Annotated in this window: 17 protein-coding genes; 12 read left to right on the top strand and 5 right to left on the bottom strand. The window is 71.5% G+C overall.

Going from position 1 to position 23,654, the window contains the following annotated elements; all coding sequences use genetic code 11:
- Positions 1-47 precede the first annotated feature (47 nt).
- Positions 48-647: a recombination mediator RecR gene (gene recR, locus OG210_RS12830; RefSeq protein WP_327296233.1), complete on the top strand. Its 600-nt coding sequence runs from the start codon at positions 48-50 to the stop codon at positions 645-647.
- Positions 640-1,296, top strand: a complete 657-nt coding sequence (locus OG210_RS12825; RefSeq protein WP_328329456.1) for a DUF5063 domain-containing protein — start codon at positions 640-642, stop codon at positions 1,294-1,296. Before recR ends, OG210_RS12825 begins: the two co-directional genes overlap by 8 nt.
- 886 nt (positions 1,297-2,182) lie before the next feature.
- Here OG210_RS12825 and OG210_RS12820 read toward each other — a convergent pair.
- Positions 2,183-3,103, bottom strand: a complete 921-nt coding sequence (locus OG210_RS12820; protein ID WP_371536441.1) for a hypothetical protein — start codon at positions 3,101-3,103, stop codon at positions 2,183-2,185.
- 21 nt (positions 3,104-3,124) lie between these two features.
- Here OG210_RS12820 and OG210_RS12815 point away from each other — a divergent pair, with 21 nt between their 5' ends.
- From OG210_RS12815 to OG210_RS12790, 6 genes are all read left to right on the top strand, one after another.
- Entirely contained in the window at positions 3,125-3,406 is a 282-nt protein-coding gene (locus OG210_RS12815; RefSeq protein WP_371536439.1) for a hypothetical protein, read from the top strand.
- 168 nt (positions 3,407-3,574) lie between these two features.
- Positions 3,575-4,279 carry a class F sortase gene (locus tag OG210_RS12810; RefSeq protein WP_371536437.1) on the top strand — a complete coding sequence of 235 codons (705 nt, stop codon included), beginning with the start codon at positions 3,575-3,577 and terminating at the stop codon, positions 4,277-4,279.
- Positions 4,280-4,582: 303 nt separating this feature from the next.
- Positions 4,583-5,866 (top strand): aspartate kinase, encoded by a 1,284-nt coding sequence (locus OG210_RS12805; protein ID WP_328329464.1) that lies wholly within the window; start codon positions 4,583-4,585, stop codon positions 5,864-5,866.
- On the top strand, positions 5,863-6,951 hold the full coding sequence (locus OG210_RS12800) for an aspartate-semialdehyde dehydrogenase (RefSeq protein ID WP_328329466.1): 1,089 nt from the start codon (positions 5,863-5,865) through the stop codon (positions 6,949-6,951). Before OG210_RS12805 ends, OG210_RS12800 begins: the two co-directional genes overlap by 4 nt.
- Positions 6,952-7,296: 345 nt before the next feature.
- On the top strand, positions 7,297-7,959 hold the full coding sequence (locus OG210_RS12795) for a SigE family RNA polymerase sigma factor (protein WP_371536434.1): 663 nt from the start codon (positions 7,297-7,299) through the stop codon (positions 7,957-7,959).
- Positions 7,956-9,227, top strand: a complete 1,272-nt coding sequence (locus OG210_RS12790) for a hypothetical protein (protein ID WP_371536431.1) — start codon at positions 7,956-7,958, stop codon at positions 9,225-9,227. Before OG210_RS12795 ends, OG210_RS12790 begins: the two co-directional genes overlap by 4 nt.
- A gap of 82 nt (positions 9,228-9,309) precedes the next feature.
- Here OG210_RS12790 and OG210_RS12785 read toward each other — a convergent pair whose 3' ends face one another.
- From OG210_RS12785 to OG210_RS12770, 4 genes are all read right to left on the bottom strand, one after another.
- The gene (locus OG210_RS12785; protein WP_328329470.1) at positions 9,310-10,152 is read right to left on the bottom strand and encodes an SURF1 family protein; all 843 of its coding nucleotides are present in this window, start codon (positions 10,150-10,152) and stop codon (positions 9,310-9,312) included.
- An 82-nt stretch (positions 10,153-10,234) separates the two neighbouring features.
- On the bottom strand, positions 10,235-12,037 hold the full coding sequence (locus OG210_RS12780) for a prolyl oligopeptidase family serine peptidase (RefSeq protein ID WP_371536428.1): 1,803 nt from the start codon (positions 12,035-12,037) through the stop codon (positions 10,235-10,237).
- A gap of 79 nt (positions 12,038-12,116) precedes the next feature.
- Complete coding sequence (locus tag OG210_RS12775) at positions 12,117-13,415, bottom strand: ArsB/NhaD family transporter (RefSeq protein WP_328329474.1); 1,299 nt, start codon at positions 13,413-13,415, stop codon at positions 12,117-12,119.
- Between the two features lie 290 nt (positions 13,416-13,705).
- Positions 13,706-14,737: a helix-turn-helix domain-containing protein gene (locus OG210_RS12770; RefSeq protein ID WP_328335545.1), complete on the bottom strand. Its 1,032-nt coding sequence runs from the start codon at positions 14,735-14,737 to the stop codon at positions 13,706-13,708.
- Between the two features lie 387 nt (positions 14,738-15,124).
- On the opposite strand from OG210_RS12770, the gene OG210_RS12765 reads away from it, so the two are divergent.
- The 4 genes from OG210_RS12765 to OG210_RS12750 all read left to right on the top strand — a co-directional run bounded on the left by OG210_RS12765 (position 15,125) and on the right by OG210_RS12750 (position 23,567).
- Positions 15,125-15,760 (top strand): hypothetical protein, encoded by a 636-nt coding sequence (locus OG210_RS12765; RefSeq protein ID WP_328329477.1) that lies wholly within the window; start codon positions 15,125-15,127, stop codon positions 15,758-15,760.
- Positions 15,761-15,872: 112 nt separating this feature from the next.
- Entirely contained in the window at positions 15,873-17,942 is a 2,070-nt protein-coding gene (locus OG210_RS12760; protein ID WP_328329479.1) for a flotillin family protein, read from the top strand.
- 170 nt (positions 17,943-18,112) lie between these two features.
- Positions 18,113-23,005 (top strand): DNA repair ATPase, encoded by a 4,893-nt coding sequence (locus OG210_RS12755; protein ID WP_371536423.1) that lies wholly within the window; start codon positions 18,113-18,115, stop codon positions 23,003-23,005.
- 184 nt (positions 23,006-23,189) lie between these two features.
- The gene (locus OG210_RS12750) at positions 23,190-23,567 is read left to right on the top strand and encodes a chaplin (protein WP_371536420.1); all 378 of its coding nucleotides are present in this window, start codon (positions 23,190-23,192) and stop codon (positions 23,565-23,567) included.
- Positions 23,568-23,654: the final 87 nt, after the last annotated feature.

Here is a 23,654-nt window from a genome sequence, read left to right as displayed (position 1 = left end):
CGCACCAACTACCGTACGTTCCACAGCAGAACGAAAGAGGCGCTCCGTTGTACGAAGGCGTGGTCCAGGACCTCATCGACGAGTTGGGCAGGCTGCCCGGCGTCGGTCCCAAGAGCGCGCAGCGGATCGCCTTCCACATCCTCCAGGCCGAGCCCACCGATGTGCGCCGCCTCGCGCACTCGCTGCTCGAAGTGAAGGACAAGGTCCGGTTCTGTGCGGTGTGCGGCAATGTCGCGCAGGCCGAGCTCTGCGGGATCTGCCGGGACACCCGTCGCGATCAGACGGTCATCTGTGTCGTCGAGGAGCCGAAGGACGTCGTGGCAGTCGAGCGGACCCGTGAGTTCCGGGGCCGCTACCACGTGCTCGGCGGCGCCATCAGCCCCATCGAGGGCGTCGGCCCCGACGATCTGCGGATCCGGGAACTGCTGGCCAGGCTCGCGGACGGCGCCGTCACGGAGCTGATCCTGGCGACCGACCCGAACCTGGAGGGCGAGGCCACGGCGACGTACCTCGCGCGAATGATCAAACCCATGGGGCTGAAGGTCACACGCCTGGCGAGTGGTCTTCCTGTTGGTGGAGACCTGGAATACGCGGACGAGGTCACGCTCGGTCGTGCCTTTGAGGGGAGACGACTACTCGATGTCTGACGCAACGCTGAACAAGGTCACGGAAGACCCGAACGACTTCGACGTCCAGATCGCCGACCAGGTGGAGTCCTTCATCGTCGCCGTCACCGAGGTGGCCAAGGGCGACGAGCCGGACCGCGCGGTGCCCTTCCTGCTGCTGGAGATCTCCCAGCTCCTCCTGGCCGGCGGCCGCCTCGGCGCGCACGAGGACATCCTCCCGGCCGACCGGTACGAGCCCGACCTCGGCCCGGAGCCCGACGCCGACGACCTGCGGGAGCGCTTCGCGCGGCTCCTGGAGCCGGTCGACGTGTATTCCGAGGTGTTCGACCCGTACGAACCGCGCAAGGCCCCCGTCGCCTGCCGCATCAGCGACGACCTCGCGGACATCCTCACCGACCTCCGCCACGGCATGGCCCACTACCGCGCGGGCCGGACCACCGAGGCGATGTGGTGGTGGCAGTTCTCGTACTTCTCCAACTGGGGCTCCACCGCGGCGGCCGCGCTGCGCGCACTCCAGTCCCTGGTCGCGCACGTCCGTCTCGACCAGCCGCTCCCGGCGCTCGACGGCCTGGACACGGACCAGGACCTGGGCGAAGAGGTGCTGGCCGAGGAGGCGGGCCGCGTCATGGCCGAGGAGATCGGGGCTCCGCTGGGGCTTCCCTCGGTCTGAGCGGCGGTGTGTTGACGGCCGGCAAGTGCCGTTGTCCGGCTGAGGTGTTAGGGGTGCGGGCGCTGCGCCGCTGAGCCAACTCCCGTGCAGCCGACTTCAGTTCGAAGACGCCGATCGCGCATCCGGACCGGTCCGGATGCGCGATGCGCTGCTGGAGCGGCCGCGCCCTCTCGGCCGCCATCGGCTCCACCCGCTCCGTCCGCTCCATCGACTCCACCTGCTCCATTGGCTGCTGCTGCGCGAACGCCGTTTCCAGGTCGGGGTGTTCATGCCGCAGCTGTGCCATCACCTCGTGGAATCCAGTCGGCCGCTGCTCGCCCGCGGTGACGTCCTCGGGCCCGGCGGGGGTCACGGGACGGCGTCAGCCACGGGCGAGCGGGTGCGCGGCGGCTGCCGGCCACGCACACCGGACAGCGGGCAGCCCGGCCGCCGCGATCACGGCCGGGCAGCGGGTCGTCGGCATGACATGAGTGGACACGATCAGCGGCCCCGTCGGCGCCGCTCTGCCGCAGCCGGCCGGCGACCCGACGAACCGGCGGCCTTCCAGGGCGGGCAGGCGGCGGGCTCCCCGGGCTCTCTGCTCAGGGGCGGCACCACGTAGTGGGAGGGGCCGGAGCGCTCTCTGCCACGCTCACTCGCGTCCGTACCTCATCGCGGAGGCGCTGCGGCGGTACGACGTGCCGTCCATCGGGTGAATATCGGCCGGTCCTGAACTCATTGAGCCCATGCCTTCACTCGGATGCCCCGGTCTCCGGTGGCGGGGCGTCATATTCCTGCTGATGGTGAGGACGTCGCTTCTGCGAATCGAAGAGCCGACGGAGTGTCAGCCGTCGCAGTCGTGGCGAAAGGAATCGTCTCAATGCGCACTGCCCGTACCTTGCTCGCGTCAGCTGCTGTGACTGCCGCCCTTGCCTTTACCGCTCCCGCCGCGTACGCCCTGACGACGGCCGTCGCGCCGGCCTCGGACAGCGGCGCCGCCGCTAGTAGCGGCCATGACACCCCCGGCAACAGCGACGGCGGCGGCCGTGGCGACCATGGCCATGACCACGGGCAGGGCGACCACGACCACGGCGACCACGACCACGGCCGTGACCACGACCACGGTGACCACGACCACGGTGACCACGACCACGGGGACCACGACCACGGCCGTCCGCACGGTGGGATGCGTACGGGTGGTGGTGCGCTTGCGATGACTCCGGCGGTGACGACGGGCGACGACGGCAGTGACGCGTACGGGGACGACGGCCACGGTGACGACGGCCACGGGGACCACGGTGACCACGACCACGGTGACCACGGCGATCACGACCACGGGGACCACGACCACGGCCGTCCGCACGGTGGGATGCGTACGGGTGGTGGTGCGCTTGCGATGACTCCGGCGGTGACGACGGGCGACGACGGCAGTGACGCGTACGGGGACGACGGCCACGGTGACGACGGCCACGGGGACCACGGTGACCACGACCACGGGGATCACGGTGACCACGACCACGGTGACCACGGGGACCACGACCACGGTGACCACGACCACGGGGACCACGACCACGGCCGTCCGCACGGTGGGATGCGTACGGGTGGTGGCGCGCTTGCGATGACTCCGGCGGTGACGACGGGCGACGACGGCAGTGACGCGTACGGGGACGACGGCCACGGTGACGACGGCCACGGGGACCACGGTGACCACGACCACGGCGACCACGGCGATCACGACCACGGTGACCACGGCGATCACGACCACGGTGACCACGGGGACCACGACCACGGCGACCACGACCACGGCCGTCCGCACGGCGGGATGCACACCGGCGGTGGTGCCCTCGCCATGAACACGGCGCTGACCATGGGTGACGACGACGGCTCATCCTCCGGCATGGACGAGGGCAGCGACTCCTGGAAGGACGGCTCCTGGAACGACCAGGACGGCTGGAGCAACGACGACGGTGGCCGTGACCACCGGCCGCACGGTGGCATGCACACCGGTGGCGGCGGCCTCGCGACCAACAGCGGCCTGGCCGCCGGTTCGCTGCTGCTCCTCGGAGGCGTCGGCGCAGGCGTCTACATGATCCGCCGTCGTCGCAATGCCTCGGGTATGTCGATGGCCTGACCGCCATACCGGTCACAGAACCGGCGTTGACGAGGCCACCGCCCCGAGGGGCGGTGGCCGTAACGCTTGCGGGCCACACCCGCACCGCAACACCCCGCACCACCACACCCGCACCACCACACCCCTCCCCACCTTTTCCACCGCCCCACGCCCGAAAGGCAACACCCGATGGCCGCTGAGAAGCTTCCCCAGCCGAAGCCTTCCGTCCCGTCCCCGAAGAACGTTGTGCGACCCCTCCACCGAGTACTGCTGTGGCCCGTCGCGGCAGCGGGCGTCGGCGCTCTCCTGCTCTGCAACTCCTTCGGAATCGGGTTCGGAAACCCGACGGGTGACGCCAAGGTGCAGTCCGGTCCCGCGGCCGCAACCGCGGCCCCCCGGGCGCCCCTGCCCGCAGTCGTCGACCCGCTGCCCCGTTCCGAGCCGACGAGGCTGACGATTCCGTCGATCGCGGTCAACGCACCGTTCACGCCACTGGACCTCGGCACAGCGGGCCGGCTCAACCCGCCGCCTGCGGACAACACCAACATGGTCGGCTGGTACCGGGGCGGCGCCACCCCCGGAGAGCGCGGCGCGGCGATCGTAGCGGGCCACGTCGACACGAAGACCGGCCCGGCGGTGTTCCTGTTGCTGCGGACTCTCAAGCGGGGAAACGAGGTGAACATCACCAGGAAGGACGGCACGGTCGCCACCTTCAAGGTCGACTCCGTGGAGACGTTCAGCAAGGCCGACTTCCCCGACAAACGCGTCTACGGTGACACCCCCGACGCCCAGCTCCGCCTGATCACCTGCGGCGGCGAGTACGACAGGGCGGCCCAGGACTACGTGGACAACGTGGTCGTCTTTGCCCACCTCGCCTCGTCCAAGGGGGCCTGAGACGCGGCCCGGTGACGGTACCTGCCCCGTAACCGCCCTTCCCGCCGGGCCCTGACGGATGGCCCGGCCGATGGGCCGGTCGGCGGGCCGCCCCCCGCACTTGCGTGACCCGCACGGGTGTGACCCGCCCCACGTTCCGAGTGGCCCGGTTGATCGCGGGCAGGCATTCTCACCGAGCGGCCGTGCCACCGGACGATGATCATTGAGTGAGCGGGACATCTCACGATCTGATACATACGAGGTGTCGTGCGGCCGCTCGTTAAACTGAGCCGACCGCAGAAATGACTGGATCGAGGAGCGCACGTGGGCCTTGTCGTGCAGAAGTACGGAGGCTCCTCCGTAGCCGATGCCGAAGGCATCAAGCGGGTTGCCAAGCGAATCGTCGACGCCAAGAAGAGCGGCAACCAGGTGGTTGTCGTGGTGTCAGCGATGGGCGACACGACGGACGAGTTGATCGATCTTGCCGGGCAGGTGTCGCCGATTCCTGCCGGGCGGGAGTTCGACATGCTGCTGACCGCCGGAGAACGGATCTCCATGGCCCTGCTGGCCATGGCGATCAAAAACCTGGGCCACGACGCCCAGTCGTTCACGGGCAGCCAGGCCGGTGTCATCACCGACTCGGTCCACAACAAAGCGCGGATCATCGATGTCACGCCGGGGCGGATCCGTACCGCTCTCGACGAGGGCAACGTGGCCATCGTCGCCGGTTTCCAGGGTGTGTCGCAGGACAAGAAGGACATCACCACCCTCGGCCGCGGCGGTTCGGACACGACTGCCGTCGCACTCGCGGCGGCCCTCGACGCCGAGGTCTGCGAGATCTACACGGACGTGGACGGTGTCTTCACCGCCGACCCCCGGGTCGTCAAGAAGGCCCGGAAGATCGACCGGATCTCCTTCGAGGACATGCTGGAGCTCGCCAGCTCCGGTTCCAAGGTGCTGCTGCACCGCTGCGTGGAGTACGCACGCCGCTATGACATTCCGATCCATGTCAGGTCCTCGTTCTCGGGGCTCCAGGGCACATGGGTCAGCAACGAAGCACGAGTCGAAGCACAAGGGGAACCGACAGTGGAGCAGGCCATCATCTCCGGTGTCGCGCATGACACCTCCGAGGCGAAGATCACGGTCGTCGGTGTGCCCGACAAGCCGGGTGAGGCCGCCGCGATCTTCCGCGCCATCGCGAACAGCCAGGTCAACATCGACATGGTCGTTCAGAACGTCTCCGCCGCGTCGACCGGTCTGACCGACATCTCCTTCACGCTCCCCAAGGACGAGGGCCGCAAGGCTGTCGACGCGCTGGAGAAGTCGAAGCCGGTAGTCGGCTTCGACTCGCTGCGCTACGACGACCAGATCGCCAAGATCTCCCTGGTCGGCGCGGGCATGAAGACCAACCCCGGCGTCACGGCGGCCTTCTTCGAGGCGCTCTCGGACGCCGGCGTGAACATCGAGCTGATCTCGACGTCCGAGATCCGCATCTCGGTGGTCACCCGTGCCGACGAGGTCAACGAGGCCGTGCGCGCCGTGCACACCGCCTTCGGTCTCGACAGCGACTCCGACGAGGCAGTCGTCTATGGGGGCACCGGGCGATGACCGGCACCGGCCTCCGGGCAGGAGGCCGTAAGCCGGCGCTCGCGGTCGTGGGAGCCACCGGGGCCGTGGGCACCGTGCTGCTCCAGATGCTGTCGCAGCACGCCGACATCTGGGGCGACATCAGACTCATCGCCTCCCCGCGCAAGGCCGGCCGCAAGCTGGTCGTGCGCGGGGAGGAGTCCGAAGTGCTCCCCCTCACGGAGGAAGCCTTCGAGGGCGTCCAGGTCGCGCTCTTCGTCGTCCCCGACGACGTCGCGAGCGAGTGGGCGCCCGTCGCCGCGTCCAAGGGCGTGGTGGTCGTGGACAGTTCCGGCGCCTTCCGGATGGACCCGGACGTGCCGCTCGTGGTGCCCGAGGTCAATCCGCACGCCGTACGGCTCAGGCCGCGCGGCATCATCGCGTCCCCGCACTGCACCACGCTCGCGATGATCGTCGCGGTCGGCGCCCTGCACGCCGAGTTCGGGCTGCGTGAGCTGGTCGTCTCGACGTACCAGGCGGTGAGCGGCGAGGGGAAACCCGGTGTCGAGGCGCTGCGCAGCCAGACCGCGCTCGTCGCCGGTACGGAGCTGGGGACGCACCCCGGCGACGTACGCAGGGCCGTGGGCGACGACACCGGGCCCTTCGCGGCCCCCATCGCGCTCAACGTGGTGCCCTGGTCCGGCTCGCCGGCCGCCGACGGCTGGTCGTCCGAGGAGCTGATGCTCCGCGCGGAGACCCGCAAGATCCTGGACCGGCCCGCGCTTCCGGTGGTGGCGACGTGTGTACGGGTCCCGGTCGTCACCACGCACTCCCTCTCCGTGCACGCGCGCTTCGAGAACGAGCTGACGCTGGGGCGGGCGCACGAGATCCTGGCGACCGCGCCCGGTGTGGTGCTCTTCGACGACCCGGACGCGGGGGACTTCCCGACCCCGGCCGACGCGGTGGGCACGGATCCGGCCTGGGTGGGGCGCGTACGGCGGTCGCTGGACGATCCGCAGGCGCTCGACCTGTTCGTCTGCGCCGACAACCTCCGTAAGGGTGCCGCGCTCAATGCGGCACAGATCGCGGAGGCCGTCGCAGCCGAGCTGTGGGTACCGGAAGCCTGATCCGGAACTGATCCGGGACTGATCCCTGGTTCGGAGCTCGGAGCCCTAAGCCCGAAGCCGGTGTCCTGTACCTGAACCTTTGTAGATTATGTGTGCGACCTGTGAGCAAGACGCGAGTCTGAACCACTTGAACTGAGGCTCGCGCCTGTTACACGATTCAGTCTCCCGAGCGTCTGCAACCGCAGCCGGGACGGGTGCGTCTTTGGGGATGGCTCCTTCCTGCGCAAGATGCCGTGGAAAAAGGGGCATTGGGGGAGATCGGGTACGCATGAGGGCATTGGCCGCATCGTCAAAGGCGATGCCATACGCGTACAACCCTGGCGGGGGGAAGCGTGTCCAACTGGCGTGGCAGAGGTTCTCGATATTGCAGCGGTGTCCGGACGGGGCGGAGTGGTCCTCCCGCTCCGACGACCGCGCGTGTCCGGCGGTATGCCGGTGATCGCCCCCGTGCCGACCACCCGGTCCAGTGCTGTCGCGCCCCAGAGCGGCGAGGGCGCTGACGACTCGATGGCCGCCGGCACCACCGTCGATCACCTCACCGAGACCTACCGCGCCCACTACCGGTCGCTGCTGGGGCTCGCGGCGCTCCTCCTCGACGACACGGCCTCGTGCGAGGACGTCGTCCAGGAGGCGTTCATCCGCGTCCACTCGGCGCGCAAACGGGTCAGGGACCCCGAGAAGACGCTCGCGTATCTGCGCCAGACCGTGGTCAACCTGTCCCGGTCCGCGCTGCGCAGGCGCATCCTCGGACTGAAGCTCCTCTCCAAGCCGATGCCGGACATGGCGAGCGCCGAGGAGGGGGCGTACGACCTCCTGGAGCGCGACGCGCTCAAGAAGGCCATGCGCAACCTCCAGCGCCGCCAGCGCGAGGTCCTGGTGCTCCGTTACTTCGGTGACATGACGGAGGCGCAGGTGGCCGACGCGCTGGGGATATCGCTGGGTTCGGTGAAGGCGTACGGTTCGCGCGGCATCGCCGCGCTGCGGGTGGCCATGGAGGCACCGGCATGAGCGGGAAGAACCGTTTCGGGCGGTACGGCCGGGACCACGGCGGCCGGGACCGCGACGGAAACGAATCAAACGACGCAAGCGACGCAGCCAACGGGCAGGACGGCTCCGACAGGCGCCGGGGCCCTCGCACGCCCGACGAGTGGGACATGCCCGCCGAGTGGCGCAAGCAGTACGGCGGGCCCACCCGGTCCGTGGACAACCAGGCGGGGAACGGAATGCAGAACGACGGTTCCGACGACGCCCTTGACGGCCTCGACGAGGACGAACTCGAACTGCGCAGGATGATGCACGGCGCCGTGCGGGGGCTCACCCCGTCCGACGACGCGCTCGACCAGCTGCGCAGGGCCGTACCCGCGCGCCGGGCCCGGCGGCGGCAGATCGTCGTCGGCACGGCCGCGGCGGCGCTGCTCGTCGGGACCGCGATCCCGGCGTTCATCCATGTCGCCGGTGCGGGCGACGGCGTCAGGAACAGCCCCGCGATGGCGGGCAGCGGCCACCGCACTCCCGGCGGCACGGGCGCCGCGGCCCCCGACGGCGGCAAGAAGGACAAGGGCAAGCCGTCCGGCGACAGCGGCACCGACGGCCGAGACGGGAAGAAGGGCGCGTCGAAGGGGGCCGGGAGCGGCACCCACGGCGGTGCGGTCGGCGGGGCCACCGGCCCGTCCGGCAAGGCGCTCGACGAGCTGCCGGCCTGCGCGGCCCAGCAGCTCGGGGTCACAAACGCGGCCACCGGCACACCGAACGCCGACGGCACCGTCTACGGAACCTTCCGGGTCTCCAACGTCTCGCACCGTCAGTGCGCGGTCAGCGACGCGGGCACCGTCAACTTCCAGGCGATGGGCGCGGCCGACGCCGCCCGCATCACCGTGGTCGACCACACGGCGGGCGACGCGGCGGACGGACTGCCCGATCCGTCGCAGGACGCGACCGGTCTGGTGCTCGGCCCGGCCCAGGCGTACGAGGTGAAGTTCGCCTGGGTGCCGGCCGCGACGTGTCCCACCGGAGGCGGCGCCACCCCCGACCCGACCTCGTCGGCGGGCTCCGGCGGCACCGGAGGACCGGCGGGCTCGGCGGGAACCGGAGACGGCGCCCCGCCGGTCAACGGCGGCACCGGCACCACCCCCCAGCTCGGCAGCGGCGAGGGTACGTCGGACGGCAGCGTGGCCGTGGTGCACGAGGCGGAACCGGGCGTACCGGCCGCGGAGGCGACCATCCCCAACGCGTGCGAGGGGACGATCTACCGCACCGGACTGCTGACCGCGCCGTAGCGGCCGTACCGGGTACGGACGGGGCAAAAGGGCCGCCTGGCCAGGCCGCCTGGCCGCGGCCCCGACCCGGCGGGCCGTACGCCTAGCGGCGCCCGGACACCTCCGGAGCCGCCGCCCCGTCAGACGTGTCAGAAGCAGCCGCCCCGGCGGCCGGTGCCACAGTGGCCGGCTCCGTGTCCGCCGGCACGATCCCCAGCTCCAGGTCCCTGAGGGCCTCCGCCTCGCGCCTGGCCAGCCGGAACCACATGAAGACCACGAAGCCCGCGAAGACGAACCACTCGCCGGTGTAGCCGAGGTTCTGGAAGGACTGCAGGTCGAGCCCGCTGTTCTGCGGCGCCGCCGCCGGGACGGGCTTCAGGCCCGCGGAGGCGCGCGGCAGGGTGATCCACGCGTCGTACACCGGGTACGGCACGACGTTCACCAGGGAGGCCGCGCTGATGACCCCGATCTGACCGGCCGGCAGCCCGGCCCCGGTGTACGCGCCGTCGGTCCCGCTGTTCTCGGAGGGCTGGAGCGAACCGGTGACCTCGACAGCGCCCTTCGGCGCCGCGGGCGCCTTCGCGCCGTGCGGCAGCCAGCCGCGCACCACGGGCAGTGCCTTGCCGCCGTCGGTGCGGAGCAGGGTCAGGACGTACGACCCCTCCTTGCCGTCCACGACCCGGTCCGGCACCAGGAACTGCTCGCCGTACTTGCCGGTCGCGCTGGCCTGCCGCCCGGACGTGTCGAGGTTCACGGGCAGCAGGGAGTCGAGCGGCGCCGATGCCTGACGGGTCGGGTCGGGCTTGTGCTCGTCTGTCCGGTGGGTGGCCACCCGGGCCTCGAACCTGCTCAGCTGCCAGGACCCCATGAAGATGCAGAAGGGGATGGCGAGCAGGGCGAAGACGGTGATCCCCAGCCAGCGGGGTGTCAGCAGGAACCGGTACACATCTCTTACGGTACGGGGCGCGGTCCGGGGCCGGTGCCCCGGACCCCGGGCAGCGCCCCGACCTGCCCCGTACCGCAGCCCCCTACCCCGCGTTCAGGTGCCGCCGGGCGAAGTCGAGCTCCAGGCGGACCTGCTTGATCCGCTCCTCCACCACCAGCGAACCGTGGCCCGCGTCGTACCGGTACACCTCGTGGACCGCCCCGCGGCCGGCGAGCCGCTCCACGTAGTTCTCGACCTGCCGGATCGGGCAGCGCGGGTCGTTGACGCCCGCCGAGATGTGGACCGGCGCCCGTACCGCGTCCACATAGGTCAGCGGCGACGAGGCGGCGAACCGCTCGGGCACGGTCTCCGGAGTGCCGCCGAGCAGCGTCCGGTCCATCGCCTTCAGCCCCTCCATCTCGTCGTGGTACGCCGTGACGTAGTCCGCGACCGGCACCGCGGCCAGCCCCACCGCCCACGCGTCCGGCTGGGTGCCGAGCCCGAGCAGCGTCAGATAGCCGCCCCAGGAACCGCCCGCCAGGACCAGCCGGGCGGGATCGGCGAGGCCCGACGAGACCGCCCAGGCGCGGACGGCGCCGATGTCCTCCAGCTCGATCAGCCCGACCCGGTGCTTGAGCGCGTCGGTCCAGGCCCGGCCGTAGCCGGTCGAGCCCCGGTAGTTGACCCGTACGACCGCGTAGCCGTGGTCGACCCAGGCGGCCGGGCCCGAGGCGAACGCGTCGCTGTCGTGCCAGGTCGGGCCGCCGTGGATCTCGAAGACCGTGGGGAACGGGCCGTCCCCCGCGGGCTGCTGCACCAGCGCGTGGATCCGGCCGCCCGGACCCTCCACCCAGACGTCCCGCACCGGCACGGACTCCGGCGCCTTCATACCCGGCGGTTCGAGCACGACCGCACCCGATGTGGAGCGCACGACCGGCGGCAGCGCGGCCGACGACCACAGGTACTCGACCGTGCCGTCGGGCCTGGCGGTCGCGCCGGACACCGAACCGGCCGGGGTCTCGACGCGTACGAGCTGCCCGGTGGCCAGCTCGTACCGCCACATCTCGCTGCGCGCCTCGAAGCTGTGCACGATGAGGAGCGCGGACCCGTCCGGATACCACTCGGCGCTGACGTCGCCGGGCAGTTCGATCGCCGGGGAGGTCTCGGTGCCCTCCGCCACGTCCCACACCATCGGCTCCCAGCGGCCCCGCCGCTGGTGCCCGATGAGCAGCCGGGTGTCCCCGGCGACCGGCGCGAACCCGAGCACCTGGAGCCCCAGCTCCTCGGTGCCGCCCTTGGTGTCGTCCAGCTCGGCGACCGTGGACCCGTCGGTGCGGACCACCCGCAGCGCGGAGTGCATCGCGTCGCCGTGCTCGGTGTGCTCCAGCGCGATGAGCGTCCCGTCGTACGAGAGGTCGCCGACCCCGGCGGACTCCCGGTGTCGGTAGATCTCGACCGGACCGGCGCCCGGCCGTACGACGTGGACCGTCGAGCCGTCCTCGTCCGTCGACCGGCCGACCACGACGGTGCCGTCCCGGCCGATCCCCAGACCGCCCGGGTAGGAGGGCTCAAGACCCGGGGTGGCGGGTTCGTCGGGTCCGCCGCGGAAGGGCTGGCGCATCCAGACACCGAACTCGTCCCCGGCGGTGTCGCTGAACCACCACAGCCACTCGCCGTCGGGCGAGAGGGTCCCGTCGGTCGTCCCTTGGTTCGGCCGGTCGGTGGCCCGGCGCTGCTCGCCGCTCGTACGGTCCCAGGTGTACAGCTCGTACGTGCCGGTCGCGTTGGAGACGAAGAGCGAGCGGTCCGGGGCGTCCTCGGCCCAGTCGGGCAGCCCTACACGCGGGGCCCGGAAGCGCTTCTCCCAGTCGGGCATGGACTTCTCGTCGTCACTCATGCGCCCCATTGTGGCTGCCCGGCACGGCGGGCCGGACAGGACGGCGGGGGCACACCGGCCACTCATGCCGGCCACTCACGCCGGTCCCTCACGCCAGTACGAAGTACCGCAGCCAGATGTACCCCGCCGACAGCGCCAGCGTTGCCGCCGTGACCACCAGGCCGTAGCGGGTGAACTGCCAGAAGGAGATGGGGGTGCCGTTGCGCTCCGCGATGCCGAGGACCACGACGTTCGCACTGGCGCCGATCGCCGTGGCGTTGCCGCCGAGGTCCGCGCCGAGTGTCAGCGCCCACCACATCACGTGGTCGCTGCCGCCGCCCACGCTGTGCACGAGACCCGCGGTGATGGGGGCCATCGTCGCGACGTACGGGATGTTGTCGACCACCCCTGACAGCACCCCGGACGCGCCGAGCAGCAGCATCGAGCCGCCGAGTTCCCGGCCGCCGACCGCGTGCGAGAGCGCCGTGGAGACCTCGCCGACGACGCCGGTGCCGATGAGCGCGCCGATCATCACGAAGAGGCCGGCGAAGAAGGCCAGCGTCGGCCACTCGACCTCGGCGAGCACCTCGCCCGTGCGGACCGTCGAGACGGCGACGAGCAGCCCGGCCCCGAGGAGCGCGACGACGCTCGGCGCGTAGTGCAGCACCGGATGCAGTACGAACCCCGCTATGACCAGGGCGAGTACGGCGAGACCCTGGCCGAGCAGGCGCGGGTCGCGGATCGTGTCCCGCTCGTTCAGCTCCATCACCCGGGCGGCGCGCTCCGCGTCGTACGTGAACGCCCCGCGGAACAGGAACCGGCAGAGCCCGATCAGTACGGCCGTCAACAGCACGGCCAGCGGCGCGAGATGGACCAGGAAGTCGTTGAAGGTCAGCCCGGCCCGCCCGGCGATGATGATGTTGGGCGGGTCGCCGACGAGGGTGGCGATGCCGCCGATGTTGGACGCGAAGACCTCGGTGATCAGGAAGGGCGCGACGGCCAGCGCGAGGCGTTCGCAGACCAGCAGGGTGACCGGGGCGATCAGCAGGACGGTGGTGACGTTGTCCAGCAGCGCCGAGGCCAGCGCGGTGATCACCACCAGCATGGCCAGCACCCGGAACGGTCTGCCCCGCGCGCGTTTCACCGACCAGATCGCCAGGTATTCGAAGACGCCGGTCCTCTTCAGCACACCGACGATCACCATCATGCCGAGCAGCAGGAAGATGACGTTCCAGTCGATGCCGGTGTCCTGCGAGAAGAAGGCCGCCCCGTCGTCGGTCGCCCCGAGCGCCAGCATGAGCCCGGCTCCGCCGAGCGCGGCGGCGACCCGGTGGACCTTCTCGCTGATGATCAGGGCATAGGTGCCGGCGAAGACGGCGACGGCCGCCCAGGCGTGCCAGTCACTCACCGGGGCCTCCGGGGCCGGGCAGCCGTATCGGGTGCGGTTTCGAGGTGACGGGATCTCCCACGGGACGTGCACGGGCGGCAGGACCACATCCGGTACGGACGCGGGCGCCGGTCCGTACCGGCGGTGCCCGGTGAAAGGTACGGGGGAGCGGGGGCGGTCCGTCAGGCTGCCGCCCCGCAGAACGAACCACCCGAACTCTGCCGGGATCCGGCATTGAGGGACGGGATATATGACGCATAGGTGCGTAACCGGGGAGGCGGCCGGCGGCGTCTCCGGGTGGGTGCCCGCGGTCAGATGTCCTGCGCCGGCCAGTTGAGCAGCCGGGCGCCGATGACCGCGGTCTGGAGCGTGTAACGGTGCCCGGGGTCGGCCGGGTTGGCGCCGGTCAGCTGGTGGATCCGCTCCAGCCGGTAGGTGAGCGCCCGCACGCTCAGTGACATCCGGCGGGCCGCCTCGGCCGCCACGCAGCCCGCGTCGAAGTAGTGGCTGAGCGTCGAGACGAGCGGCTGCGCGCCGCCCCGGGCCTGCTGGAGCGGTCCGAGTGCGCTGTGCACCAGATCGACCAGGGCCTCCCGGTCGCGGGTGAGCACCGGGTAGACGAGCAGGTCGGCGGAGCGCAGCAGCGGGCCCTCCAGGTCCATCCGGGCCGCGAGTTCCAGGGCGTTGAGCGCCTCCTCGTAGCTGTGCACGATGCCGCCGGAACCCGGGTGCGGGCGGCCTATCGCGACCTGTACGCCGTCGTCGGGTGTGGCCGCGTACGCCTGCTTGGCGAAGTACGTCAGGACGTCGTCCTGGTCGCCGGGGGCGATGCAGATCAGCCGGCCGTCCTTCGTGGTCAGCAGGATGCTGCGGTTGCCGAAGCGGCTGAAGAGGGCCAGCTCCACGGTGCGGGTGGCGGCGGCGCCCTCGTCGTACGCGCCGGCGCACTGCGCGACCGCGACCGCGTGGGTACGGGACAGCCGCAGCCCGAACCGCTCGGCGCGCTCGGCCAGCCGCCCCAGGTCGCTGCCGCCGTACAGCAGGTCGTCGATGAACTCCCGGCGCACGGCCTCCTCCTGGCGTACGGCCATGCGCTGGGCCCGCTCGTACCCCTCGGCGAACGCGTCGACGGCCAGCTCGACGGCGGCGAGCACACTGCCCGCCGTGCTCCCGCTCACCGAGGCGGTCCCGGTGGGCCAGGCCGTACGGGCGGCCGCGAGATGCGCGGCGACCAGGGTGCGCAGCGAGTGGCCGTCCTCCGCCGCCTGCTCGCCGAAGGCGCGGCGCGCGTCGAGTTCGGGCCTGGTCGGGCGCCGGCCGGTCACCAGGACATCGGCCAGCATGGGGGCGTACCCCTCCAGGTACGTCCCGGGGTGCTTCTCGGATATGTCGGGCCCTGTCACTCGCTCTCCTGCTTCTCCCTGTCGTCCCGGCGACGGTCCGGCCCCGGCCGGTCCCGGCGACGTTCCGGCGGTGTCCGGCCCGCCGCACAGCCGCAAGGGTGACAGACCGCGACCGACGGCCGGGCCAGGGGTGCGGCCCCGGCATCCGGCGACAGCGAAGATTGCCGGGTTACGGCAATGCGATGACTGGCGGAGTCCCTCCAGAATGGGCATTGCGGAAACGGGGGAGAGCGGCCCGGTGCCGGGTTACGGAAACGTACGCCCGGCACCGGGGCGCTCTGCACGGGGGGCCGCACGGGGGAAAAACGGGGGAATGGGGCCTGCTCGATGGATGAATTCATGGGCGCCGCGCTGGGCTTTCCGGCGGTTCTCTTCGGTGCGGCGCTGTTGGTGGTCATCGCCTTCTGGCTGCTCGTACTGGTGGGGGCCGCCGAGCACGACGCCTTCCATCTGCACCTCGGTACGGGGGACACGGGCACGGCCGCTGCGGGGGGCAGCGGCGTGCCCGTCACCGTGCCGGTATCGCTCTTCACCCTCTTCGCCTGGTTCACGAGTCTCGCGGGCTCGGTGCTGGTGCGCAGGGCCGAGCCGCCGGGCGGGGTCAGGACCGTGCTCGGCGCCGCCGTGCTCGTCGCCGCGCTGCTGGCCGCCTGGATCGTGACGCGGTTCGCCGTCCGCCGGATGCGCGCCCTCCTCCCGGCGCAGCCGCCGCCGTCCCGGCTGGACTTCGTCGGGCTCGTCTGCACCGTCCGCACCGGTTCGGTGACCGCCGACTTCGGGCAGGCCGAGGTCGCGTCCGACGACGGCTCGACCGCCGTGGTCCAGGTCAGGGTCCAGGGCGACGACATCCTGCCCGGGCTCCGGTCGGGGGACACCGCGCTGCTGTACGCCTACGACGAACCGGGCGAGTTCTTCTGGATCGCGCCCTTCGACGCGGCGCTCGATCCACGCGGCACCGGCTGAGCCCGAGCCCCGGCGGTCCGCCCTTCCCCGGCCTTCGGCCGGGGGGACCCCCACCCGCTCCACGGCAGCCGCACCACAAGCCACCGTTCAAGACACCCTTCGAGGAATGTTCATGGATGCCATCTCCCTGGGCATCGGCGTGCTCGTCGCCGTTGTCCTGCTCATAGCCGTCGCACTCGTCCTGGTGCTCAGCAGGCTGTTCCGCAAGGTGGAGCAGGGCCGGGCACTGATCATCTCCAAGACGAAGAAGGTCGACGTCACCTTCACCGGTGCCGTGGTGCTGCCCGTGCTGCACAAGGCCGAGTACATGGACATCTCGGTGAAGATCATCGAGATCAGGCGGACCGGGCGCGAGGGCCTGATCTGCCAGGACAACATCCGGGCCGACATCCACATCTCGTTCTTCGTACGGGTCAACAAGACCGTCGAGGACGTCGCCAAGGTCGCCCAGGCGATCGGCACCCAGCGGGCCAGTGACAAGGCGGCCATCCAGGAGTTCTTCGCCGCCAAGTTCTCCGAGGCGCTGAAGACCGTGGGCAAGCAGCTGGACTTCGTGGATCTGTACACGAAGCGCGAGGAGTTCCGGGACCGGATCATCCGGGTCATCGGCACCGACCTCAACGGCTACCACCTGGACGACGCGGCCATCGACTTCCTGGAGCAGACGCCGATGGCGCAGCTCGACGGCGCCAACATCCTGGACGCCCAGGGCATCCGCAAGATCACCGAACTGACGGCCGTCGAGCACGTCCGCACCAACGAGTTCCAGCGCACCGAGCAGAAGGAGATCACCCGGCAGAACGTCGACGCCCGGGAGACCATCCTGGAGCTGGAGCGCCGGCAGGCCGAGGCGGAGATCAAGCAGCAGCGTGAGGTCGACACCCTGCGGGCCCGCGAGGAGGCGGTGACGGCCAAGGTGCAGGAGGAGGAACGACTGGGCGCGCAGACCGCGTTCCTGCGCACCGAGGAGCAGCTCGGGGTGCAGCGCGAGAACCAGGCGCGCGAGATCGCCGTGGCGCAGAAGAACCGCGAGCGGGTCATCGCCGTCGAGAACGAGCGGATCGAGAAGGACCGGCTGCTCGAAGTCATCGGCCGGGAGCGTGAGACGCAGCTGTCGATGATCTCCAGGGACAAGGAGGTCGAGGCGGAGCGCCGCGAGGTGGCCGACGTGATCCGCGAGCGGATCGCGGTGGACCGTACGGTCGCCGAGCAGGAGGAGTCGATCAAGAAGCTGCGGATGGTCGAGGAGGCCGAGCGCACCCGGCAGGCCGTGATCATCGCGGCCGAGGCGGAGGCGCAGGAGCGGCTGGTCAAGGACATCAAGGCGGCCGAGGCCGCGGAGGTGGCGGCCACGCACCACGCGGCCGAGCAACTCACCCTGGCCGAGGCCCGGCTGAAGTCCGCCGACCTCGACGCCCGGGCCAAGCTGCGTCTCGCCGAGGCGATCCAGGCGGAGGCCGCCGCACCCGGACTCGCCGATGTCCAGGTCCGGGACAAGGAGGCCGACGTCATCGAGAAGGCGGGCCGCGCCGAGGCGGAGGCCACCGAGGCCCGGCTCAGGGCCGAGGCGTCGGGCGCCCGTCTGAAGGCACTGGCCGCGGCGGAGGGCACCAGCGCCCAGGCCACCGCGGACGCCGCGATGATCGGCGAGAAGCTGAAGGCGGAGGCCGCGGGCCTCACGGAGAAGGCGGCGGCGATGGCCGCACTGGACGACGCGTCGCGCGGGCACGAGGAGTACCGGCTGCGCGTCGCGGCCGAGAAGGAGATCAGGCTGGCCGGGATCGACGTCCAGCGCCAGGTCGCGGAGGCGCAGGCCACGGTGCTCGCCACCGGTCTGGAGAACGCCGACATCAGCATCGTCGGCGGCGAGTCGGTCTTCTTCGACCGCCTGGTGTCGTCGATCTCGCTGGGCAAGGGCCTCGACGGCTTCATGGAGAACTCCGGGACGGCCCAGGCGCTCGCCAAGCCGTGGCTGGACGGTTCGGCCAGCTTCCCGGAGGACCTGACGAAGATGCTCGGCTCGGTGACGAGTGGTGGCGTGCGGAATCTGACGGTGTCCGCGGTGCTGATGCAGCTGCTGAAGTCGGGGGGTGCGGAGGCGGGTCCGGTCCAGCAACTCCTGGACCAGGCCGACCGGTTGGGGCTCTCCGATGTGCCGGTCGCTGCGCTGAACGGGCGGTGAGGGGCTGAGGGCCGGCCCGGGGGCGCCGTCCCCCGGGCCGGCCCCTGGTCCTCAAGCGCAGGCCGGGCCGGATTGTGCCGGACACCGATGGGTGGTGTCCGACTCCACCCTTTCCAGCCCCTCCACCCGCACCGCCCCCAACCACCCGCCCACACCGCAGAAAGCAGCCGATGACCACCACCTCCGTAGACGCCGGCACCTACGAGGTGCTCCGGGACCGGCTGACCGTGCAGGCCGCCGAGCTGGCCCGCAGGGCCACCGCCCTCAACACCCGCCGGACCGAGACCTTCGGCTCGACGGAGCTGGCCCTCACCCGCACGGAACACCTCCGTACCGACACCACCTGCGTCCCCCGCGACACGGTCGCCATCGGCGGCCACCTGCTGATCGGCTGCAACACCCCGCCGGGGCAGAAGCAGACCTCCGACGCGGCGGACAACGCGGCCGACGGCACGGCCGGCGTCTTCGCCCTGTACGACACCGACCTCAGCCGGCTCCCCGACACCGCCGTGCCGGGCCTGCTCGACGACCCCGCCTTCACCAGGGAGTTCGCCGAGCTTCACCGCTACTACCGCGACGCCCGCCTCCTCCAGCTCCGCCACATCGACGGCAAGCTGCTCGCCGTTTTCCGTACCGGCGAGACCGCCGACGACATCCGCGTACTGCGCTGGACGCTCGCCGCCGACGGCAGCGCCGGGTATCTGGACGCGCGCGGCGACCGCGACCACGTACTCCCGCCGTCGCACGACTTCGAGTGGACCGCCACCACACGCCAGGACCACGTACTCGGCCGCCACCCGCACATCGCCCTGCCCGGCGAGGTGTACGTGACGACGGTCGGCGGCTCCCTCACCGTCAAGGACGAGGACAACACCGAGACGGCCGGGGGGATCTGGTCCGAGCCGGTCGGCGAACCGCTCCAGTCGCTCGCCGACGCCGAGGTGGAGTACGCCCGCGTCGGCGCCCTCCTGCTGCTGCGCGTACGCCCGTACAAGGAGGAGGCCCGCCGCCACCTGGTCTTCAACACGGTCACCCGCACGGTCGTCCGCCTCGACGGCATCGGGCAGGCCTGCCGCAGCCTCCCCGAGGACCAGGGCATCGTCTTCCCCGGTGGGTACTGCCTGGCCACCGGCGCGTACAAGACCTTCGAACTCGACACGACAGGGCTGGAGTTCGACCGGCTGCTGCGCTCCCCGAACGGCGAGGACGTGCTGTACGTCTTCCATGCCCGCGCCGACGGCCGCACCCTGCTCCTGCCGTACAACCTGATCCGCAAGGAGACCGGGACCCCGATCGTCTGCCGGGGGTACGCGCTCTTCGACGACGGCACCCTCATCGTCCTGCGCGGCGAGTCCGACGAGCCCGCCCGCGTCCACCCGCTCCAGCGCTGGCGCTCACCGTACGTATCGGACACCTACGCCGACTCGGCCCCGGCAGGCGAAGGGCCTCTCGCCCGCATCGGCAACGCGGACCTGGTGCGCGGGATCTCCGACTGCCTGTCGCTGGCCCGCGCGGTCACCGAGAACACCGCGCCCACCACCGGCGTGTACGAGACGCTGCTGGCGTCCTGCGTACGGGCCGCCGACACCCACCACTGGCTGGGCGACGAGGGAACGGGCGGCCTGCTGGAACCGCTCGAAGGGCTGCGGACCACGGCCGGGCAGGTGCTCGCCGAGTTCGAGACCGTCCGGACGCTGACCCGGCAGGCCGCCGACGCCCTGGACACCGCCGAGGCGCGGATCGCCGGGCTGGTGCGCCGCATCCGCGGTGAGGCGCCCGGTTCGGCCGCCGAGTGGGTCACCCGGCTGACCGAACTGCGCCGTGCCCACGGGCAGTTGCTGACGCTCAAGGAGCAGCGGTACGCGGACACCGCGCGCATCGACACGCTCGCGGGCGAAGTGGAGGCGGACACAGCCGCTTTCGCGCAGCGCGCCGTCGGTCAGCTGGGCCGCGACGACGCCTTCACCGGGTACCACGCGGAGACCGAGCGGCTCACCGCCGACGCGGAGGCGATCGGGACGGTCGCCGGGGCCGCGCCGGTCACCGAACGCCTCGACGAACTGGCGGAGGGGCTGCGTACCGTCACCGAGGTCGTCACCGGGCTCGACATCGGCGACGCCACCGTCCGCACCTCGGTCCTTGAGCGGATCGCCGGGGTCGTCGGCGCGGTCAACCGCGCCCGCGCCACCCTCGAAGCCCGGCGCCGCGAGCTGCTCGACCACGAGGGGCGCGCCGAATTCGCCGCGGAGCGCGCCCTGTTGGGGCAGTCGGTCACGGGCGCGCTGGCTGCCGCCGCCACCCCGGAGGCCTGTGACGACCAGCTCGCGGGTCTGCTGCTCCGGGTGGAGGACCTGGAGTCGCGGTTCGCCGGGTCCGACGACTTCCTGGCCGAGCTGGGCGCACAGCGGACCGAGGTGTACGAGGCGTTCTCGGCCCGTAAGCAGACCCTCCAGGACGACCGCGCCCGCCGCGCGGAGCGGCTCGGCGCCTCGGCCTCGCGCGTCCTGGAGACCATCGCCCGCCGGGTGGCCTCGCTCGGTTCGGCGGACGCGATCAGCACGTTCTTCGCATCCGACCCGCTGGTCGCCAAGGTCACCCGCACCGCCGCCGAGCTGCGCGAACTGGGCGACCGGGTGCGGGCCGAAGAGCTGGCGGGCCGGATCGCGGCCGCCCGCCAGGAGGCCGTCCGCGCGCTGCGCGACCGCACCGATCTGTACGCGGACGGCGGCGCCGTCATCCGGCTCGGCCGCCACCGCTTCGCGGTCAACTCCCAGCCGCTCGACCTGACCCTGGTCCCGTACGGCGGCGCCCACGGCAAGGGCGGCAGCGACGACAGCACGGGCCTGGCCTTCGCGCTCACCGGCACCGACTACCGCTCCCCGGTCACCGATCCCGCATTCGCCGCCTGCCGCCCGTACTGGGGCCGCACCCTGCCCTCCGAGTCACCCGGGCTCTACCGGGCCGAGTACCTGGCGGCCCGGCTGCTCGCCGAGCACGGCGCCGACGCACTCGCCGCCGCCGATCTCCCGTCGCTGGTACGGCAGTCGGCCGAGGCCGCGTACGACGAGGGGTACGAACGCGGGGTCCACGACCACGACGCCGTGCTCATCCTCGGCGCGCTGCTGCGGATGCACTCCGAAGCCGGGCTGCTGCGCTTCCCGCCGCAGGCCCGCGCCGCAGCCCAGCTGTTCTGGGCGCACGCCACGACGGACACCGCACGGCGGGCCTGGACCCGCCGGGCCGTGTCGATGGCCCGCGCCCGCGAGACCTTCGGTCTTGCCCCGGCCATCGCGGAGTGGCAGGACGAGCTGGCGGGCGTGATCGGGGGACCGGAGGCGCCGGACGCCGCGGGGTACCTCTTCGAGGAGCTGACCGGCGGCCCCGACGGCTTCGTCACCCATGCGGCGGCCCGCACTCTGCTCGACAAGTTCCGCCGTGCTGTGGGTACTTCGGCCTACGACGACGACCTCGCGGGGATCGGCGACGACGATCCGGCGGCCCGCCGTCAGCTGGTGGAGAACTGGCTGGGCGCGTACACCCGGTCCGGCGGCCAGGGCGACACCCGCCCCGGCGACCTCGCCGAGGCGGTCGCCGTCGAACTCTGCCCTGAGCTGCCGCGCTACGAGTCGGCCGCGCCGCTGACGGAGACGGTGGAGGGACTGCTCGGCATACACCCGCGCATCGAGCGCCGCCGCCTGACCGTCCGTATCGACGAACTCCTCCCGGCGGCAGCCGAGTTCCACCGGACCGAGGTGCCCGGCTTCCGTGACTACCAGCGGCAGCGGACCGCCCTGGTCGCCGCCGAGCGCGCCCGGCTGCGGCTGGACGACTACCGCCCGCGGGTCATGTCGTCGTTCGTACGCAACCGGCTCATCGACGAGGTCTACCTCCCGCTCATCGGCGACAACCTGGCCAAGCAGCTCGGCACCGCGGGCGACTCGAAGCGCACCGACAGCAACGGCCTGCTGCTGCTGATCTCGCCGCCCGGCTACGGCAAGACCACGCTCATGGAGTACGTGGCCGACCGGCTCGGCCTGGTCCTGGTCAAGGTCGACGGCCCGGCACTCGGCCACCAGGTGACCTCGCTCGACCCGGCGCAGGCGCCGGACGCCACCGCGCGCCAGGAGGTCGAGAAGATCAACTTCGCGCTGGCCGCGGGCAACAACACCCTGCTGTATCTGGACGACATCCAGCACACCTCGCCCGAACTGCTCCAGAAGTTCATCCCGCTCTGCGACGCCCAGCGCAGGATCGAGGGCGTCAGGGACGGCGCCGCGCGCAGCTACGACCTGCGGGGCAAACGGTTCGCGGTCTGCATGGCGGGCAACCCGTACACCGAGTCGGGGCAGCGCTTCCGGATCCCCGACATGCTGGCCAACCGCGCCGATGTCTGGAACCTCGGCGATGTGCTCACCGGCAAGGAGGACGTCTTCGCGCTGAGTTTCGTGGAGAACGCCCTCACGGCGAACCCGGTGCTCGCCCCGCTCGCGGGCCGGGGCCGCGACGACCTGGCGCTGCTCGTACGGCTGGCGGCGGACGATCCCACCGCACGGCGCGACCGGCTCCAGCACCCGTACTCACCCGGAGAGCTGGACCGGATCGTCGCGGTCCTGCGCCATCTGCTGGTGGCCCGGACCACGGTGCTCGCGGTCAACGCCGCGTACATCGCGTCGGCCGCCCAGTCCGAAGCGGCCCGCACCGAGCCGCCGTTCCAGCTCCAGGGCTCGTACCGCAACATGAACAAGATCGCGGCGCGGATCGACCCGGTGATGAACGGCGCGGAGCTTGCCGCGGTGATCGACGACCACTACACGGGCGAGGCCCAGACCCTGGCCGGCGGCGCCGAGTCGAACCTGCTGAAACTGGCCGAACTGCGCGGCACCCTCACACAGGCGCAGTCGGCGCGCTGGGCCGAGGTCAAGGCGGCCGACGTCCGCACCCGGACGCTGGGGGGCGGCCCGGACGACGATCCGCTGCCGCGCGCGGTGGCGGCGCTGGGGCTGCTCGCGGACCGGATCAAGGCGGTCGAGACGGCGATCAGCCGGGCGGCGGACCCCCGGTAGCCGCGTTTCCGCAGCCCACCGGGTGTGTGCCTGCCCAACTCCGCGTCTCTTCGGGTGAAGTGACGATGCGGGAACCGTCCCAGCGGGCAGGCATAGCCGAGGTCCACACAACAGGGCCCGCGTGTATCCGGCCCCGGAGTGCTCCTACGGAAGGGTTTGTGTCCACATGTCTCGAATCGTGCGGATGACCGCGCTGTCTGCCATCGTCGCCGCCACTGTGCTCGGGGGTGCGTCGGTCGCCTCCGCGGACAGCGGGGCGGAGGGCGTCGCCATCGGCTCGCCCGGTGTGCTCTCCGGCAACGTCGTCCAGGTGCCGGTCAACGTATCGGCCAACGTCTGCGGCAACAGCGTCAACGTCATCGGCCTGCTCAACCCGGCGTTCGGCAACACCTGCGTGAACGGCGGCCGCGACCACGACCACGGGCGCGACCACGACCACGGCCGCGACCACGACCACGGCCGGGACCATGGCCGTGACCACGACCACGGCCGTGACCACGACCACGGCCGTGACCACGGCGGCTGGAACTGGGGCCAGGGTCGCGACCACGACTGGAACTGACCGAAGCACCGTCAGTGAGCCAGTGGTGAGCCAGTAGTTCACCAGCAGTGGTTCAGCAGTGAATCAGCAGTGAATCAGTGAGCTCCG

Origin of the sequence: Streptomyces sp. NBC_00466 (genome assembly GCF_041433995.1) — a bacterium.
In the GTDB taxonomy this organism is placed as follows: Bacteria; Actinomycetota; Actinomycetes; order Streptomycetales; family Streptomycetaceae; genus Streptomyces.
The sequence above is the reverse complement of the archived record's forward strand: the minus strand, read 5'-3'. Positions and strand labels throughout refer to the sequence as shown.

Coding starts and splice junctions, on each gene's coding strand:
- OG210_RS12800 (WP_328329466.1), top strand. CDS start 5,863: ATGACCGGCACCGGCCTCCGGGCAGGAGGCCGTAAGCCGGCGCTCGCG.
- OG210_RS12750 (WP_371536420.1), top strand. CDS start 23,190: ATGACCGCGCTGTCTGCCATCGTCGCCGCCACTGTGCTCGGGGGTGCG.
- OG210_RS12770 (WP_328335545.1), bottom strand. CDS start 14,737: ATGCTGGCCGATGTCCTGGTGACCGGCCGGCGCCCGACCAGGCCCGAA.
- OG210_RS12810 (WP_371536437.1), top strand. CDS start 3,575: ATGGCCGCTGAGAAGCTTCCCCAGCCGAAGCCTTCCGTCCCGTCCCCG.
- OG210_RS12755 (WP_371536423.1), top strand. CDS start 18,113: ATGACCACCACCTCCGTAGACGCCGGCACCTACGAGGTGCTCCGGGAC.
- OG210_RS12825 (WP_328329456.1), top strand. CDS start 640: ATGTCTGACGCAACGCTGAACAAGGTCACGGAAGACCCGAACGACTTC.
- OG210_RS12815 (WP_371536439.1), top strand. CDS start 3,125: ATGAACACGGCGCTGACCATGGGTGACGACGACGGCTCATCCTCCGGC.
- OG210_RS12760 (WP_328329479.1), top strand. CDS start 15,873: ATGGATGCCATCTCCCTGGGCATCGGCGTGCTCGTCGCCGTTGTCCTG.
- OG210_RS12780 (WP_371536428.1), bottom strand. CDS start 12,037: ATGGGGCGCATGAGTGACGACGAGAAGTCCATGCCCGACTGGGAGAAG.
- OG210_RS12765 (WP_328329477.1), top strand. CDS start 15,125: ATGGATGAATTCATGGGCGCCGCGCTGGGCTTTCCGGCGGTTCTCTTC.
- OG210_RS12790 (WP_371536431.1), top strand. CDS start 7,956: ATGAGCGGGAAGAACCGTTTCGGGCGGTACGGCCGGGACCACGGCGGC.